17 protein-coding genes are annotated in these 16,056 nt (G+C 67.0%); 6 read left to right on the forward strand and 11 right to left on the reverse strand.

Going from position 1 to position 16,056, the window contains the following annotated elements; all coding sequences use genetic code 11:
- The first annotated feature begins 2 nt into the window (after positions 1-2).
- Positions 3-1,481 carry an acetyl-coenzyme A carboxylase carboxyl transferase subunits beta/alpha gene (locus D6M19_RS01845; protein ID WP_123023436.1) on the forward strand — a complete coding sequence of 493 codons (1,479 nt, stop codon included), beginning with the start codon at positions 3-5 and terminating at the stop codon, positions 1,479-1,481.
- A gap of 84 nt (positions 1,482-1,565) precedes the next feature.
- Here D6M19_RS01845 and D6M19_RS01850 read toward each other — a convergent pair whose 3' ends face one another.
- Both D6M19_RS01850 and D6M19_RS01855 read right to left on the reverse strand, forming a co-directional pair.
- The gene (locus tag D6M19_RS01850; protein ID WP_123023437.1) at positions 1,566-1,976 is read right to left on the reverse strand and encodes a hypothetical protein; all 411 of its coding nucleotides are present in this window, start codon (positions 1,974-1,976) and stop codon (positions 1,566-1,568) included.
- 45 nt (positions 1,977-2,021) lie between these two features.
- Positions 2,022-2,567, reverse strand: a complete 546-nt coding sequence (locus D6M19_RS01855; protein WP_123023438.1) for a TetR/AcrR family transcriptional regulator — start codon at positions 2,565-2,567, stop codon at positions 2,022-2,024.
- Positions 2,568-2,660: 93 nt separating this feature from the next.
- Between D6M19_RS01855 and D6M19_RS01860 the strand changes: the two genes are divergently transcribed.
- Positions 2,661-3,809, forward strand: coding sequence for an FAD-dependent oxidoreductase (locus tag D6M19_RS01860; RefSeq protein ID WP_123023439.1), 1,149 nt, complete (start codon positions 2,661-2,663; stop codon positions 3,807-3,809).
- 100 nt (positions 3,810-3,909) lie between these two features.
- Here D6M19_RS01860 and D6M19_RS01865 read toward each other — a convergent pair whose 3' ends face one another.
- From D6M19_RS01865 to D6M19_RS01880, 4 genes are all read right to left on the reverse strand, one after another.
- Positions 3,910-5,772 carry an ABC transporter ATP-binding protein gene (locus D6M19_RS01865; protein WP_123023440.1) on the reverse strand — a complete coding sequence of 621 codons (1,863 nt, stop codon included), beginning with the start codon at positions 5,770-5,772 and terminating at the stop codon, positions 3,910-3,912.
- Entirely contained in the window at positions 5,769-7,697 is a 1,929-nt protein-coding gene (locus tag D6M19_RS01870) for an ABC transporter ATP-binding protein (protein WP_234834648.1), read from the reverse strand. Before D6M19_RS01870 ends, D6M19_RS01865 begins: the two co-directional genes overlap by 4 nt.
- A 69-nt stretch (positions 7,698-7,766) precedes the next feature.
- The gene (locus D6M19_RS01875) at positions 7,767-9,665 is read right to left on the reverse strand and encodes an ABC transporter ATP-binding protein (protein WP_123023442.1); all 1,899 of its coding nucleotides are present in this window, start codon (positions 9,663-9,665) and stop codon (positions 7,767-7,769) included.
- A gap of 60 nt (positions 9,666-9,725) precedes the next feature.
- Positions 9,726-10,187, reverse strand: a complete 462-nt coding sequence (locus D6M19_RS01880; RefSeq protein WP_234834649.1) for a UCP032817 domain-containing protein — start codon at positions 10,185-10,187, stop codon at positions 9,726-9,728.
- A gap of 87 nt (positions 10,188-10,274) precedes the next feature.
- Here D6M19_RS01880 and D6M19_RS34535 point away from each other — a divergent pair, with 87 nt between their 5' ends.
- Positions 10,275-10,715, forward strand: coding sequence for a hypothetical protein (locus tag D6M19_RS34535; RefSeq protein WP_206428416.1), 441 nt, complete (start codon positions 10,275-10,277; stop codon positions 10,713-10,715).
- A complete protein-coding gene (locus tag D6M19_RS34110) occupies positions 10,715-11,011 on the forward strand; it encodes a hypothetical protein (RefSeq protein WP_164478260.1) in 297 nt (98 codons plus the stop codon). The genes D6M19_RS34535 and D6M19_RS34110 overlap by 1 nt, the downstream gene beginning before the upstream one ends.
- A 7-nt stretch (positions 11,012-11,018) precedes the next feature.
- Here D6M19_RS34110 and D6M19_RS01895 read toward each other — a convergent pair whose 3' ends face one another.
- The 3 genes from D6M19_RS01895 to D6M19_RS01905 are packed head-to-tail and all read right to left on the reverse strand — an operon-like array spanning position 11,019 to position 13,144.
- On the reverse strand, positions 11,019-11,564 hold the full coding sequence (locus D6M19_RS01895) for a chromate transporter (protein ID WP_234834650.1): 546 nt from the start codon (positions 11,562-11,564) through the stop codon (positions 11,019-11,021).
- Positions 11,561-12,124: a chromate transporter gene (locus tag D6M19_RS01900; RefSeq protein WP_123023445.1), complete on the reverse strand. Its 564-nt coding sequence runs from the start codon at positions 12,122-12,124 to the stop codon at positions 11,561-11,563. The genes D6M19_RS01895 and D6M19_RS01900 overlap by 4 nt, the downstream gene beginning before the upstream one ends.
- 30 nt (positions 12,125-12,154) lie before the next feature.
- The gene (locus D6M19_RS01905) at positions 12,155-13,144 is read right to left on the reverse strand and encodes a phospholipase D-like domain-containing protein (RefSeq protein ID WP_123023446.1); all 990 of its coding nucleotides are present in this window, start codon (positions 13,142-13,144) and stop codon (positions 12,155-12,157) included.
- A 160-nt stretch (positions 13,145-13,304) separates the two neighbouring features.
- Between D6M19_RS01905 and D6M19_RS01910 the strand changes: the two genes are divergently transcribed.
- Entirely contained in the window at positions 13,305-14,006 is a 702-nt protein-coding gene (locus D6M19_RS01910; protein WP_123023447.1) for a response regulator transcription factor, read from the forward strand.
- Positions 14,007-14,140: 134 nt separating this feature from the next.
- Positions 14,141-15,481: a sensor histidine kinase gene (locus D6M19_RS01920; RefSeq protein ID WP_123023448.1), complete on the forward strand. Its 1,341-nt coding sequence runs from the start codon at positions 14,141-14,143 to the stop codon at positions 15,479-15,481.
- On the opposite strand, the gene arfC is transcribed toward D6M19_RS01920, so the two are convergent.
- Together arfC and arfB are read right to left on the reverse strand one after the other, a co-directional pair.
- Positions 15,482-15,895 carry a channel accessory protein ArfC, sunset domain variant gene (gene arfC, locus D6M19_RS01925; RefSeq protein ID WP_123023641.1) on the reverse strand — a complete coding sequence of 138 codons (414 nt, stop codon included), beginning with the start codon at positions 15,893-15,895 and terminating at the stop codon, positions 15,482-15,484.
- Complete coding sequence (gene arfB / locus D6M19_RS34115) at positions 15,895-16,047, reverse strand: channel accessory protein ArfB (RefSeq protein ID WP_164478289.1); 153 nt, start codon at positions 16,045-16,047, stop codon at positions 15,895-15,897. Before arfB ends, arfC begins: the two co-directional genes overlap by 1 nt.
- Positions 16,048-16,056 lie beyond the last annotated feature (9 nt).

Consider the following 16,056-nt stretch of genomic DNA (forward strand, 5'->3'; position numbering starts at 1 on the left):
CTGTGAGCCGGATCGGTGCCCTTGAGCTGCGGGATGCCGTGCTGGACGACGGTTCCTTCCTTAGCTGGGACGCCCCGCCAGTGCGGGTACCGAGCACCGACGAGTACCGCAGCGAGCTGGCCAGGGCCCAGGCCGCGACCGGCCTGGACGAATCGGTCATCACCGGGGAGGGCCGGGTCTTCGGCAGGCGGGTCGCGGTCGTGGCATGCGAGTTCGACTTCCTCGCCGGCTCGATCGGCGTTGCGGCCGCCGAACGGATCACCGTGGCCATCGCGCGCGCGACCGCCGAGCGACTGCCGCTGCTGGCGTCGCCGAGCTCGGGCGGCACCCGCATGCAGGAGGGCACGGTCGCGTTCCTGCAGATGGTCAAGATCGCTGCCGCCGTTGAGCTGCACAAGCGCGCGCATCTGCCGTATCTGGTCTACCTGCGGCACCCCACCACCGGCGGTGTGTTCGCGTCGTGGGGGTCGCTGGGCCACATCACCGTCGCGGAGCCGGGGGCGCTGATCGGGTTTCTCGGTCCACGCGTCTACGAGCACCTCTACGGCGGTCCGTTTCCCGAAGGCGTTCAGACGGCGGAGAACCTGCAACGGCACGGTGTCATCGACGCGGTCATCCCGTTGGACAGTCTGCGCGGCACGCTGGACCGCGCACTGAAGGTGGTCGCCGACGCACCGGGACCGCCGCCACCCGCGCCGCCGTCGGAGCCGTTGCCCGACGTGCCCGCGTGGGAGTCGGTGCAGGCCTCGCGTCGGCCGGACCGTCCCGGTGTCGCACACCTGCTGCGGCACGGGGCAACGGAGTGGGCGTTGCTGTCCGGCACTGGTTTCGGCGAGGGCGCCACGACGCTGCTCGCGCTGGCCCGGTTCGGGGGCCAACCGGCGGTGGTGCTCGGCCAGCAGCGCGTCGTCGGCGGCCTCGTCGGGCCTGTCGCGCTGCGGGAGGCCCGCCGCGGCATGGCGCTGGCCGCCGGGCTGAAGCTGCCCCTGGTACTGGTGATCGACACGGCCGGACCTGCGCTGTCCGCCGAGGCCGAGCAGGGCGGCTTGGCCGGCGAGATCGCACGATGCCTGGCCGAGCTGGTCACCCTGGATACGCCGACGGTGTCGGTCCTGCTCGGGCAGGGCAGCGGCGGACCTGCCCTGGCGATGGTGCCCGCGGACCGGGTGCTGGCGGCGCTTCACGGTTGGCTGGCGCCGTTGCCGCCAGAGGGCGCCAGCGCGATCGTCTACCGCGACGTCGACCACGCCCCGGAACTGGCTGCCGCACAGGGTGTTCGGTCGGCCGATCTGCTGCGCGACGGCATCGTCGACGTCATCGTGTCCGAGCATCCCGACGCCGCAGACGAGCCTGTCGAGTTCACCAAGCGGTTGTCGGCCACCATCGCCGGTGAGTTGCATCGGCTGCGGGCGGTGCCCGACGAGCAGCGCTTGACCGCACGGCTGGCCCGCTACCGCCGCATCGGCCTTCCCCGCGGCTGAGAAATTTCGCCGAGATCTGCACAGGGGCTGTCCCCGGGGCTCGAATCACGACCCTGGTGCAGATCTCGCCGAAGTTCTCGGCGATTAATCCGGTTGTCCGACCGCTCTGGCATTGCCGCGGGTGCGGTAGCACAGGACGGCAACGGCGACCAGCACCTCGACCATCGAGAGCACCGTCGCCGAGGTCATGATCATCGATTGCGGCACAACCGCCTCCACCTGCGCATGGGTGATGTGGTGTGAACCCGACATCGGCAGGTGCACGGCGACCATGCCCAGGTTCATCAGCGCCACCAGACACCACGCCCGCGTCGTTCCCGACGCCCACAGTTCCCATGCGCAGTACAGGCACGCACCGACCATGCCCGCGATCAGCACGGCCGCGGCGGCGCTCCCGACGTGGCCGAGCATGACGCCGTGCAGCCCCGCGGAGATCGCGGCCAGCCCCGCCGCGGTGCGGCGCGCGACGACGGAGGAGATGCCAGCGGCGGACACCTCGTCATTCTCGCAACGAAGCCCGACATCCGCGGGACAAGTCGACTACGCCGAGGAATCCAGATATCGCTGAACCGTCGGCCCGAGCCACGACACGATCTCCTCGCGTGACATGTCGACGATCGGCGGCAGCCGCAGGACGTACCGGCACAGCGCCATTCCCAGCATCTGCGACGCGATGAGCCCGGCGCTTCGCGCGGGGTCGGCGGCGTTCACCTTGGCCAGCGCCGGCAGCAGCTGGGCCGCGAAGATCTCCCGCATCCTCTGAGCCGCCACGGCGTTCGTGGTGCTCGACCGCAACAGCACGATCAGGGCTTCGTCGCGTTCCCACCGATTCATGAAATGCGCGACCATCGCCGCTCCGACGTCGCCGGCGTCGACGCTGGAAAGGTCGGGAAAGTCGAGGTCGAAGTCGGCGGCCGCGGCGAACAGTTGGTCTTTGTTGCCGAAGTAGCGCATCACCATCGACGGGTCGATTTTCGCATCGGCTGCGATCGCCCGAATGGTGGCCCGTTCGAAGCCTGACTTGGCGAATCGATCCCTGGCCGCAGCCAGGATCACCGCCTTGGTGTCCGCCGAGGATCTGCGCATGTCAACGAGTGTAGGCCAACAAGTGTTGACATTCCATAGCAGGGGGGCGCATAGTTATGCCAACAAGTGTTGGCATAACCGAAGGAGCGAATCATGAACAGCACTTTTGACACCGATGTCCTGGTCGTCGGGGCGGGCCCGAGCGGGCTGACCCTGGCCGCCTCGCTGGTGGCACGCGGCATCGCGACCACCATCGTCGACAGGCAGGCGGCGGGCGCGAACACATCGCGCGCCGGTGCCGTCAACGCCCGCACGCTCGAAGTCCTCAAAGGCCTCGACGTGTCCCGCCGGCTGGTCAAGGAAGGTGTGCAGGCGCCGCGGTTCACCGTCCGCGACCGGGCACGCACCCTGATCCCGATCGATTTCAGCGGGCTGCCGACCGAATACCCCTACACCCTGATGGTGCCGCAGTCGACGACGGAACGGCTGCTGCTCGACCGGCTTGTCGAGCTCGGCGGTTCTGTCGTCCGGCCCAAGACACTGACCTCCATCGCACAGGACGCCGACGGCGTGTCTGCTTCGTTCGACGACGGCGACGTCATCCGGGCCCGCTACGTCGTCGGCGCCGACGGCATTCACAGCACCGTGCGCGAACAGGCCGGCATCGGCTTCCAAGGTGGCGCCTACGGCGAATCGTTCGTCCTTGCCGATGTGAAGTTGGCGGGCGAGACGCCGATCGATGAGGTCGTGTTGTTCTGGGCCACGGCCGGCCTGACGGTAGTGGCACCGCTGCCCGACAACAGCTTTCGCATCGTCGCGCCCGTCGTCGACGCGCCCGAGGTGCCCTCGGCGGCGTTCGTCCAAACGATCCTCGACGGCCGCGGGTTCGGCGCGGGGCGAATGGTGGTCACCGACGTGATCTGGGGATCTCGCTTCCGCATCCACCACCGGGTCGCCGACACGTATCGCACCGGACGGCTGCTGCTGACAGGCGACGCCGCGCACGTGCACAGCCCGGCGGGCGGGCAGGGCATGAATCTCGGCATCCAGGACGCGGTCGCGCTGAGCGATGCGCTGGCCGCGGTCCTTGCGGGCGCCCCCGACTCGCTGCTCGACGACTACAGCGCTGCCCGCCGCCCGATCGCGGTCCAGGTGATCGCGCTGACGGATCGGCTGACCCGGCTGGCGACGATGCCGCGCGCCCTGCGCCCGCTGCGCAACATCGTCATCAGCATCGTCGGGCGCGTTCCCGCCGCGAACCGGGCGCTGGCCCGCAGGCTGAGCGGGCTCGTCTACCGCTGAGCCGGGCACCGCTGCGCCGGATGCTCGCGCGCGTTGAGACTGCGCTGACGGCGGAGTCCACTCGCACTTCTTCGCCGCCAGTGCAGTCTCAAGTGACCGGTTAGGCCAGCGACTCGATCCACGCCTGGTGCAGCGCGGCGTATCGGCCGTCGCTGCGGTGGATCAGTTCGTCGGGCGGGCCGTCCTCGACGATGCGGCCGTGCTCGAGGACCAACACCCGGTCGGCGACCTCGACCGTCGAAAGCCGATGCGCGATAACGAGAGCGGTGCGGTCGGACAACACCGTCTCCAACGCCCGTTGCACCATCCGCTCGCTCGGAATGTCCAGCGACGACGTCGCCTCGTCGAGGATCAGCACAGCCGGGTCGGCCAGAAAAGCGCGAGCGAACGCAACAAGCTGACGCTGGCCCGCAGACAGCCGGCCGCCGCGCTTGGCGACGTCGGTGTCGTACCCATCGGGCAGCGCGTCGATGAACCGGTCCGCGCCAACCGCCTCGGCTGCCGCGCGCACCTCTTCGTCGGTCGCGTCGGGGCGGCCGAACCGGATGTTGTCGGCGACGGTTCCGTCGAACATGAAGTTCTCCTGCGTGACCATCACGACGTGACGGCGCAACTCGCTCTGGGAGACGTCACGAAGGTCGACTCCGTCGACCGTCACCGAACCGGATGTCGGATCGTAGAACCGTGCGATGAGTTTGGCGATGGTCGTCTTGCCTGCGCCGGTCGTTCCGACGAGCGCAACGGTCTGCCCCGCAGGAACGGTCAGGTTCAGATCCGGAATCACCTGGCGGTCGCGCACATACGAGAACTGCACGTCGTGGAACACGACGTCACCGCGCACCGACGTCAGCTTCACCGGCTTCACCGGATCTTTGATGCCTGGCCGCTCGGCCAGCACGCCCGCCAGCTTCTCCAGCGCGGACGTCGCCGACTGGAATGTGTTGAAGAACTGGGAGATTTCCTGCATCGGCTCGAAAAACATGCGCAGATACAGAAGGAACGCGGTGAGAGTGCCGATGGTCATCTGACCGTGCAGTACCCGGTAGCCGCCGTAGAGCAGCACAACGCCGGTGGTGAGGTTGCCGACCAGCTTCACGCCGGGCATGAAGACGGCGAGCAGCTTCATCGTCTTCTCGTTGATGTCGCGGTAGCGGTCGGTGAGGCCTTCGAAGATCTCCTGATTGCGGGGTTCGCGCCGGTAGGCCTGGACCGCCTTGATACCCGTCATCGTCTCGACGAACTGCACGATGACAAGGGCGGCGCTCTCGCGGACCTCGCGGTATGTCTTCGCCGACTCGCTGCTGAACCACCACACCAGGCCGACGAGGATCGGGAACGCCGCCAGGCACATCAGCCCGAGTCGAACGTCCAGCACGACAAGCAGAATCGAGGTGCCGACGAGGGTGAGCACCGCGGTGATCAGGCTGTCGAAGCCGGTTTCCAGCATCTCCTCGATGGCGTCGACGTCGTTGGTGGACCGGCTCACCACGCGGCCCGAGGTGTAACGCTCGTGGAACGCGACGTCGAGCCGCTGGAAGTGACGGAACACCCGTCGCCGTAGTTCGAGCAGCACCTTCTGGCCGATGCGGCCCGAGCGGTATAGGAAGAACATCCGGCTGACGGCCTGGACAAGCACGACCGCGCACAGTGCACCCACGATCACCAGCAGGGCGTGCGCTGACCCACCGTCGACGATCGGCGGAATCCCGTGATCGATGCCGCGCTGCACGAGAATCGGAACCGAAAGGCGCGCAACGTTTTCCACGACAACGACGATGGCGAGCAGGGCCACGACTTTTCGGTACGGCCTCAGCAGCGACCCGAGCAGTGCCCGCGCTTCACGTCTGCGCGGCCGCTGCTCGTCGACCGGAAGCTCGTCGACCTGTCCTCCGTCGAAGCGGCCCCGCCACCCCTGGGTGTCGTCGGTCGCCTCTTCGACAGGTCGATTGTCGGTCGCAGTCATCGGCCCTCTGCCTCCGTCGTCACGAAGCGACGGCCGTCTCTGTCGAACGGCCCGCGCGACCTGTTCAAGGCGTCCTGCTCCTCGCGATCCTGCATCAGCCGTTTGCGGTCCTCGTCCTCCTGCCACGTACAGCTGCGTTCGGCGTCGTCGCATTCGTCGTCGGCGGCCAGCAGATAGCGGTATTGCGGCACGCCGGCCAGCAGTTGGGCGTGCGTCCCGACGTGGGTGATGGTGCCGCGGTCGAGCAGGGCAACCCGGTCGGCAAGCAGCACAGTCGACGCGCGGTGCGCGACGACGATGCCGGTGACCGCATGAAGCACCCGGCGCAGCGCCTCCTCGACGACGGCCTCGGTGTGCACGTCGAGCGCGGAGAGAGTGTCGTCGAGCACCAGGATCTTCGGCGTGGCCAGGATCGCGCGGGCCAGCGACAGCCGCTGCCGCTGGCCGCCGGACAGGCTCATCCCCTGTTCGCCGATCCGGGTGTCGAGCCCGAACGGCAGGTCGTAGACGAACTGCGCGGCGGCGACCTCGATCGCCTGTGCCAGCTCGTCGTTGGTCGCGTACGGCCTGCCCAGCCGGAGATTCTCGGCGACCGACATCGAGAACAGCGTCGGATCCTCGAACGCGGTGGCGATCGTCTGCCGAAGCGCCGAAAGCGACAGTTCGCGAATGTCTTTGCCGTCGATGCGGATTGCCCCCTCGGTGACGTCGTACAGGCGTGACAGCAGTGCGGCGAGCACCGACTTCCCCGACCCCGTCGAGCCGACGAGCGCGACCGTCTCACCGGGTTCGACGACCAGGTCGACGTGCCGCAGGGCCCAATCATCTTCGGCTGCATTCGGGAACCGGAAGCCGACGTCGTCGAGCTCGAGCCGGCTGCCCTGCGGTGTCTCAGTCGACGGGCCGTCGGCAATTTCCCTTGGCGCATCGAAGATCTCGGCGATCCGGTTGGCGGCGGTGAACGACTCCTGCATCATCGACAGCAGGAAGCCCAGCGATGCGATGGGCCAGACCAGTGACAGCATCATCGTGATGAAGGCGACGAGCGTGCCCATGGTGACGTATCCGTGGCCCGCGGCGTAGGCGCCGAGACCGAGCACGACGATCAGCGCCAGGTTCGGGATGACTTCCAAAAGCGCCCAGAACTTCGCCGACACCGAAACCCGGCGCACCTGGGTGTCGTAGAGATCGGTGAGCTGTCTGTCGAACCTGTCGTAGGCGTAGCGCTCGCGGCCGAACGACTTGATCACCCGGACGCCGAGCGCGGACTCCTCGACGTGGGTGGCCACATGGCCGGACTGGTCCTGCGCGAGCCGCGACAGCCGGGTGTTCTCCTGCTGGAAATGCAGCACCGTCAAGGTGACGGGCACGATCGACACCAACACGACGACACCCAGCGGCCAGTACATCGCGAGCAGGATGGCCGTCACCACGATGATCTGCAGTGTGTTGAGCAGAAGAAACACCATGCCGAAGGACATGAACCGGCGAATCGAGCTCAGATCGTTCATGATTCGCGACAGCAGCTGACCCGACTGCCACCGCCCGTGGAACGACATCGGCAGGATCTGCAGCCGTGCGTATAGGTCCTTGCGGATGTCGGCCTCGACTCCCATCGTGGCCCGCGAGATCAACCAGCGCCGCACGAACCACAGCACGGCCTCGGTGACACCGACGCCGATCGCGGCGAGCCCGAGCACCCATAGCCCCCGCTGATCCTGGTGTCGCACCGGCCCGTCGATGACGGCCTTAGTCATCAACGGGATCGACACGGTGGCCACCAGGCTGACGATCGCCACGGTGAGCATGGCGATCCATCGCACCCGGTACGGAAAGATGTAGGGCAGCAGCCGCCACAGATCCGAACCGGTGCGGGGCCGGGCGGGTGGCGGCCCGATCGCCGGGGAGCCCCGCAGCGTATCCACGTTCGGTTCAGTCAAAGTAATTCCAATTATCCGCCGAGCGGCAAATCATTAACGGCTGGCCCCAGAGTCTCACGCGGCTACGACATCCTCGGCGTCGGCTTGTCTGCCGAACTGGGTCTCATATAGCTCGGCGTAGCGGCCGCCGCGGGCCAATAGCGCGTCGTGATTCCCGCGTTCGACGATGCGGCCGTCCTCGACGACGAGGATCGTGTCGGCCGCCCGCACCGTGGACAGCCGGTGGGCGATCACGATCGAGGTCCGTCCAGCCAGCGCTTCGGCGAGCGCGTGCTGAACGGCGGCCTCCGACTCGGAGTCCAGCGACGCGGTCGCCTCGTCGAGCACCACGACGCGGGACCGGCCGAGCAGCAGGCGGGCGATGGTCAGTCGCTGGCGCTGCCCGCCGGAGAGCCGGTAGCCGCGCTCCCCCACGACGGTCTCGAGGCCGTCGGGCATCTCGCCGACGACATCGGCGAGCCGGGCGCGTCCCAAGGCCTCCCAGAGCTCCTCATCGGTCGCGTCTGGTGCGGCCAGCCGCAGATTCGAGGCGATCGACTCGTGGAACAGGTGGCCGTCCTGGGTCACCATGCCGACGGTTTCTTTCAGCGACGCGAACGTCACGTCGCGCACGTCGACACCGTTGAGCCGCACCGCGCCGGCGTCGACGTCGACATCGTAGAGCCGGGCCATCAACGACGCGATCGTCGACTTCCCCGCGCCAGACGAGCCGACCAGCGCCACCATCTCGCCCGGTTGAGCGGTGAACGAAACACCGTGCAGCACTTCATCTCCCCCGCGGTCGTCCAACACCGCGACCTCTTCGAGGGAGGCCAGCGAAACCTTGTCGGCCGACGGGTAGGCGAACCGCACGTCGTCGAACTGCACCGACACCGGCCCGTCGGGCACAGGCGCGGCGTCGGGCTTCTCCTTGATCAGCGGTACCAGGTCGAGGACCTCGAAGACGCGTTCGAAGCTGACCAGCGCGGTGGCAATCTCCACATGTGCGTTGGCCAGCGCCGTCAACGGCGAGTACAGCCTCGTGAGAAGCAGGGCCAACGAAACGATCGCGCCCGTCTGCAGGTGTCCGCCGATGGCCAGCACGCCACCGAGCCCATACACGAGCGCCAGCGCGAGTGCCGACATCAACGTCAGCGAGTTCATGAAGACGGACTGCAACGTCGCGGTGCGCACCCCGATCTCGCGGACGCGGCCTGCCCGCACCTCGAACTCCCTCGATTCGGTGGCCGGGCTGCCGAAGAGTTTGACCAGCGTCGCGCCGGGCGCCGAAAAGCGTTCGGTCATCTGAGTGTTCATCGTCGCGTTGTGGACGGCGGCCTCGCGGGACAGCCGCGCCATGGTCCGTCCGATCCACCGGGCGGGCAGCAGGAACAGCGGCATCAACACCAGCGACAGCACCGTCACCTGCCACGAGATCCTGAGCATGACCACGAGCGTCAGGGTCAGGGTGACGACGTTGGTGATGACGCCGGAGAAGGTGTCGGAGAAGGCGCGCTGCGCGCCGTTCACGTCGTTGCCGATTCTGCTGACCAGGGCGCCGGTGCGGGTCCGGGTGAAGAACGCGACAGGCATCCGCTGCACGTGGTCGAACACAGCGGTGCGCAGATCCAGGATCAGACCTTCGCCGATGTTCGACGACAGCCATCGAGACAGCAGAGAAACCCCTGCCTCGGCGACGGCGACCGCCGCGATCACCAAGGCCAGCGCCACGACGACGCCGGGCGCGCCCCTGCCGATCTCGTCGACGACCTTGCCCGCCAGCAGCGGGGTGGCCAGCCCGAGCAGCGCGCTCACCACGCTGACCGCGACGAACACCCCCAGCCTGCGGTGATGTCGCGCCGCGAAGCGCCAAATCCGACCAAGCAGCCTGCGGTCGAACAGCGACCGCAGATCGCCGCCCTTGGCGTGCGTCTGTCGGTACAGGGATTGCCGCGCTACCGATTCAAAGCTCATAAAGTCACCGTAAAACCTCAACAATGGATGAGGTCAACGACTTCCCGAGCGGTTGGGAGCCTAAACCCGATGATCCATCCGCGCGAGGTCCGCCTCGATGTCGGCGACCCAGTCCGGATCGATCCCCCACGGCTGCTCGACGTCGACGTGGTTGTCGAGGTCCCATAGCACGCACTGCTCGCCTGGCCGCGCGACCATCGACCACGCGATGACCGTCCGGCGAAGTTGCTCGTGCATCGGATCGGCGGTGGCACGGGTGTTCTCCGGGGCGCCGCCTTCGGGGTGGTGATGCAAAAACTGGCCGTACGCCTCGTCGCAGAACGCTGAATACCTTGCGGTGCACAGGATAAAGCCGTGCCACGCCTCATCGACGGCGTGCGACGGCATTCCGATGACCTGCTTGTCGCGCAGCGCCGCCGCGCAGCACCGCAACCATTGCCGCAAACCCTCTTCGACGAGCTCGCGCGGCTCCCACGGGCACGTCTTGAAGACAGCAAGGGGCAGATCGAGCGCTGCGACCACGGCATTCGCTCGATCCGCTGGGTTCCTGCTCCGGTGGCGTATGTGGATACTCTATGCCGCCAGGGCAAACCGCCGTAGCATTCGATCATGAATAGCACTGGCGTCGCCGTCATCGTCGGCGGTGCGCTTGCCGGCTTTGTCGCACTGGCTGTCGTCGTCAGCATGCGGCGGGCGCGGAGCCGACCGAAGACCGTCGCGCGCAAGCCCATCGGGGGTCAGACCCGCACGGACGAAGACCGCAAGACCGGCGGTAGCGCCTACCGGGCCGGTCGCGTTCAGGACCGCAGATCGCTGTGGGCCCGCCGGTACGGCGCAGGCGGGGCGTGGACAGCTGGCGCGTGGACCGCGGGGACCGGACTGCACCTGACGCAGAATCACGACGGCGTCGGCGATCCCGTCGCGCGGTGCAGCGGAAGCGCGGGAATGATCGGCGGCTGCGGGGCCGGCGGAGGGTGCGGCGGCGGCGTCGGCTGCAGCGGTGGCGGTGGCTGCGGCGGAGGTGGCGGTGGCTGCGGGGGAGGCAGCTGATGGGAGACGCAGCACTTGCGTTGGGCGTCATGGTCGCGATCAGTGCGGGAGCCGTTTGGCTGATGATACTGATCAACAAGCGGCACAACCGGATCCGCGCTGAGCGGCGTCGCCGATGGGAAGCCATGGGCCTCGGCGATCCCGGTGTGGGCGGTGCCGCGCTTGGCGGCGCGGCATATGGCGGGGGCAGCGGCGATTACTTCGGCGGCGGTGGGGCCACCGGCTGTGGAGCGGGCTGCGGCGGAGGCGGTGGCTGCGGCGGAGGTGGCGGTGGCTGCGGCGGAGGTGGAGGCTGAGGCCGCGTCACACCAACCCGAAGTACCCGATCACGCCCGCGGCGACCACCACGATCAACGGGTTGATCTTGGTGAACACGAAGATCGCCGTGCACAGCCCGGTCAGCGCGTAGGCGCGCCAGTCGTGGTCGGCAGCCCGGCTCATCACCAGTGAGGTTGCCAGGATCAGCCCGACCGTCAGCGGCGCGAAACCCTTCTCGACCGCCGCGCGCAGCCGTGACTTCTGTGCCTTCTGCCAGACCAGGGTGAGGACGTACACCAGCGTGGCCGCGGGCATGATCATCGCCACGGTCGCGACGACGCCCCCGATGATCGCGCCGGGAACACCGCCCACCTCCAAGCCGGCGCCGTAGCCGACCAGCGCGACGATCAGGATGCTCGGCCCAGGCGCGGCCTGCGAGATCGAGAACACGTCGGCGAACTGGGAATCCGTCAGCCAGTGATGGTTTCTCACCGCTTGCATGTGCATTTCGGGGAGCACCGCGTTTCCCCCGCCGATCGACAGCAGCGACAGCGAGGCGAACAGCGCAGCGAGTTGCAGATACGTGCTCACGCCACCCGCCTCCTGGGCCACGCCCAGATCAGGGCGACCGGCGCGACGATCGCGAGGGTCACCGGAAGCGGCCATCGCGCAACGCCGTTGAGCACAAAGCAGGCGAGCGCCAACAGCACCGGCACCAATGAGGTCAGGCACTTGCGGCCGGTCTGGATCACCATCGCGATCGTCATCGCCACCGCCGCCGCCGATGCGCCGTGCAGCACGCTCTTGACCGCGGGCACCTCCTTGAACCGGAAGTAGATGAAACCCATCAGCAGAACGAACACCAGCGGCACTAGGGTCAGGCCGAGCAGCGACGCGAAAGCACCGGGGACGCCCTTCATCTTGGTGCCGACGAACACGGCCATGTTCACCTGGTTGGCGCCGGGCAGTATCCGGCACATCGTCATGGCGCTGAGGAACTCCTCCTCGCCCATCCACTGCTTCTCGACCACAAGCACTTCCCGCGACCACGCGGACAGCCCGCCGCCGAACGACGCGAGCGCGATGTGGTTGAACGTCCATGCCAGTTCGAACAGGGAGACCTCGTCGCGCTCCGCGTCGATCTCATCCAACGGTTTGTGCTCCTCGCGTGCGCGGCGTGCTCACTCGTGGATGAGGTCTTTGTCGTGCGGAAAGTCGTCTTCGTGGTGAGCCGCCGAGTCGAGAGGATCCGGCGCGTCGTAGTGATGGGACAGATCCCAGTCGGCGTCGAAGACCTGCTTCAGCCTGCCGACCGCGACGGGGTCGTCGGTCATGATGCCGAGCTCGCGGCGCAGGTCGAATGCGCTTCGGTCGATGTTCATGGAACCGACGAGGGCTTTGACGTCATCGACGATGATCAACTTCGCGTGCACCCGCAGGTTTTTCTGTTTGTGAACCTTTGCCCCGAACCGGCGCAATGTCCGCAATGAGGCAAACGTATCCAGCACGTCCCAATCGCTGATGCCGTGTTTACCGCCGCACAGCACATGCACTTTAACGCCACGATCGGCGGCCGCGGCGAGCCGTTCGAGAATGACCGCATCGACGAACTTCGGATGCTGCACATCGAGCCGCTGTTGCGCCAGATCAATGAATTGGGCCATGTGGTATCGGGAATTGGAGTTACTCCACAAAAGCCCTTCCCAAGCCCCGCAGTCCCAGTCGGAATGGTTCCAGTCGGCATTGAAGACCTCGACGATCTGGGCCACGTGGTAAGGGTTGTAGGTGATCACGCCGTAGTCGCGGGTCAAGGTGAAATACTTCTCGCAGAGATTGAAAGTGGCGACCAGCGCGGCTTTCTCGTCGACCACAATGGACTTCTCATGCGTCACGTAGAACTTGTTACTCGCCCATTGGACGGCTATACCCGCGCTTCGGAATTGCTCGTAGGTGTCGTCGTTGGCCCGGTCGCCGCCCGACCTTTGGGCATTGAGCATGACCCGGACGTCGACGCCCGCCCTTTTCCTTTCGATGACTGCGGCGATCAAACTCGGCTCAGTGAATGTGAATTGTTTGACTAAGAGTGAGTCTTGCGCCGAATTGATGAATTCGACGACCGGTTCCAAGCCGTCGTCGGGTTCGACAATCAGCCGTGGGATGGGCGGGCTCATGATTTCGCAGATGCTAGCACCGGGGCATTAGCGGTGCTTTGCTATCGGGTGAACGTCGCGAACGCCGTGATGTGCCGGTGATGAGACCGCAGCAAAGGTGATAGCAAGGGCGTCTCGCGCCTATCCCCTTCACAGTGGCCGATCAGGCAAGATGGCGGACATGGACAGTGCCGCAGTTTCACCCCGGGTGCTCGTTGTCGACGACGACGACGATGTGCTCGCGTCCCTGGAGCGCGGCCTGCGGCTGTCCGGCTTCGACGTCTCGACGGCTAAGGACGGTGCCGAGGCGCTCCGCAGCGCCACCGAGACCAGGCCCGATGCGATCGTGCTGGACATCAACATGCCGGTGCTCGACGGCGTGAGCGTCGTCACCGCGCTGCGCGCGATGGACAACGACGTGCCGGTCTGTGTGCTTTCGGCCCGTAGCTCAGTCGACGACCGCGTCGCCGGATTGGAGGCGGGCGCCGACGACTACCTTGTCAAGCCGTTCGTGCTGGCCGAGCTGGTGGCGCGGGTGAAGGCGCTGCTTCGTCGCAGGGGCGCCACCGCGACATTCTCGTCGGAGACCATCTCCGTTGGTCCACTTGAGGTCGACATCCCCGGCCGTCGTGCCCGGGTAAACGGTGTCGACGTCGACCTGACCAAGCGCGAGTTCGACCTGCTAGCCGTGCTGGCCGAACACAAGACGGCCGTGCTGTCCCGCGCCCAGCTGTTGGAGCTGGTCTGGGGTTACGACTTCGCCGCCGACACCAACGTGGTCGACGTGTTCATCGGCTACCTCCGTCGAAAGTTGGAGGCCGGCGGCGCGCCGCGGCTGCTGCATACGGTTCGCGGCGTTGGGTTCGTCCTGAGGCAACAGTGATGAGCGCTCGCGCGAAGAACCGGCAACGGGTGATGAGCGCTCGCGCGAAGAACCGGCAACAGGTGATGAGCGCTCGCGCGAAGAACCGGCAATAGTGATGAGCGCCGGCGCGAAGAACCGACCGCAGTAGTCCGATGCCCCCGCTGTCCCGGTTCTTCACCCGAACACCTTCGCTGCGTACCCGCGTGGCGTTCGCCAGCATGGTCGCCGCGGCGATCATGCTCGTCATCGTCGGCACCATCGTGTGGGTTGGCATCACCAACGACCGCAAGGAGCGGCTGGACCGTCGGCTCGACGAGGCGGCCGGATTTGCGATCCCGTTCCTGCCCCGCGGCCTCGACGAGATCCCGAAGTCACCCAACGACCAGGACGCCGTCATCACCGTCCGCAAGGGCGACCAGGCGACGTCGAACTCCACCGTCGTGCTTCCGCAGCTGCCCGCAGGCTATGCCGACACCTATGTCAACGGGGTGCGCTATCGAGTCCGCACCGTCGACATTCGGGTGCCCGAGCCGATGCAGGTCGCCGTCGGAGCCACCTATGACGCCACCATCGCCGACACCAACAACCTGCATAGGCGGGTGCTGATCATCATCGGGTTCGCGATCGGGGCGGCAGCGTTTCTTGGCTGGCTGCTGGCTGCATTCGCGGTCCGGCCGCTCAAGCGCCTCGCGCAGCAGACCCGGCAGATCGACGCAGGCGACGAACATCCCGATGTCGATGTGCGGGGCGCCAGCGAGGCCGTCGAGGTCGCCGACGCCGTCAAGGGCATGCTCGAGCGCATCTGGACAGAGCAGGACCGCACGAAATCGGCGCTGGCCTCGGCACGCGACTTCTCGGCGGTCTCCGCGCACGAACTCCGCACGCCGCTCACCGCGATGCGCACCAACCTCGAAGTGCTGGCCACCTTGGACATGCCCGACGAACAACGCAAGGAGGTCATCAACGACGTCATCCGGACCCAGTCCCGTGTCGAGGAAACGCTCGGCGCACTGGAACGCCTCGCGCAGGGCGAGTTGTCGACCTCCGACGACCACGTCCCTGTCGACATCGCCGAGCTGCTCGACCGCGCCGCACACGACGCGATGCGCGTCTACCCCGATCTGGACGTGTCGCTGGTGCCCGCGCCGACCGTGATCATCGTCGGGTTACCCGCAGGCCTGCGACTGGCCGTGGACAACGCCATCGCCAACGCGGTCAAGCACGGCGGCGCCACCCGGGTACAGCTGTCCGCTGTCAGCTCCCGCGCGGGGGTGGAGATCGCCATCGACGACGACGGTGTCGGCATCCCCGAAGAGGAGCGCGACATCGTGTTCGAACGCTTCTCCCGCGGGTCGACGGCGTCGGTCTCGGGCTCGGGCCTCGGCCTGGCACTGGTGGCCCAGCAAGCCGAATTGCACGGCGGCACAGCGTCGTTACATGCCAGCCCGCTCGGCGGCGCGCGGTTGTTGTTGCGGCTGCCCGGGCCGAGTTAGCTACGTCTTATCGCGTTGCGACTTGCCGCTGTCCCAGCGGTTGAAGCCCGCCGCCCGCGCAGATGACTCGTCGCGGAACCAGACTTCGGCGATCGTCTGCTTGTAGGACGGGCTTTCGGTCGTGTGGTAGAGCATCGAGTCCTCGTTGCCCTTGATGTCGTAACCGCCGTCGGGAGCCGTCGCCGTCGCCTTCACCCGGATCGAACCCGCGCCGTACGGTTCGTCTTCGACGACACCCGCGGATCCCCCGTCCGTCAGCTTGGCCGCACCGGCGGCTCCCGCGGCCGCCGCACCGACACCTGCCGTCGCGTACTCGGGTACCTCATGGCTAACCCTGCGGATCACCAGCACGAGCGTCAGCGCCAGCCCCAGCAGGAACGCCAAGGCCATCAGCCACCCATTGACGTTTTGCATCATTGCGCCCCCAGCTCACGTGCGCCGGGAAGATCGGCCAGCGCTTCGGATTCAGATGTCGGCTTGATCGTGAGCACCGTGATCAACCACGCGACCAACGAGCCGACCACGAAGGCCGCCAGGTACCACAACCACGCAATGATGAAGTCCATGTCGATCTC

Source organism: Mycolicibacterium stellerae, assembly GCF_003719305.1.
In the GTDB taxonomy this organism is placed as follows: Bacteria; Actinomycetota; Actinomycetes; order Mycobacteriales; family Mycobacteriaceae; genus Mycobacterium; species Mycobacterium stellerae.

Coding starts and splice junctions, on each gene's coding strand:
- D6M19_RS01855 (WP_123023438.1), bottom strand. CDS start 2,567: ATGCGCAGATCCTCGGCGGACACCAAGGCGGTGATCCTGGCTGCGGCC.
- D6M19_RS01860 (WP_123023439.1), top strand. CDS start 2,661: ATGAACAGCACTTTTGACACCGATGTCCTGGTCGTCGGGGCGGGCCCG.
- D6M19_RS01865 (WP_123023440.1), bottom strand. CDS start 5,772: ATGACTGCGACCGACAATCGACCTGTCGAAGAGGCGACCGACGACACC.
- D6M19_RS01875 (WP_123023442.1), bottom strand. CDS start 9,665: ATGAGCTTTGAATCGGTAGCGCGGCAATCCCTGTACCGACAGACGCAC.
- D6M19_RS34535 (WP_206428416.1), top strand. CDS start 10,275: ATGAATAGCACTGGCGTCGCCGTCATCGTCGGCGGTGCGCTTGCCGGC.
- D6M19_RS34110 (WP_164478260.1), top strand. CDS start 10,715: ATGGGAGACGCAGCACTTGCGTTGGGCGTCATGGTCGCGATCAGTGCG.
- D6M19_RS01905 (WP_123023446.1), bottom strand. CDS start 13,144: ATGAGCCCGCCCATCCCACGGCTGATTGTCGAACCCGACGACGGCTTG.
- D6M19_RS01910 (WP_123023447.1), top strand. CDS start 13,305: ATGGACAGTGCCGCAGTTTCACCCCGGGTGCTCGTTGTCGACGACGAC.
- D6M19_RS01920 (WP_123023448.1), top strand. CDS start 14,141: ATGCCCCCGCTGTCCCGGTTCTTCACCCGAACACCTTCGCTGCGTACC.
- arfC (WP_123023641.1), bottom strand. CDS start 15,895: ATGCAAAACGTCAATGGGTGGCTGATGGCCTTGGCGTTCCTGCTGGGG.
- arfB (WP_164478289.1), bottom strand. CDS start 16,047: ATGGACTTCATCATTGCGTGGTTGTGGTACCTGGCGGCCTTCGTGGTC.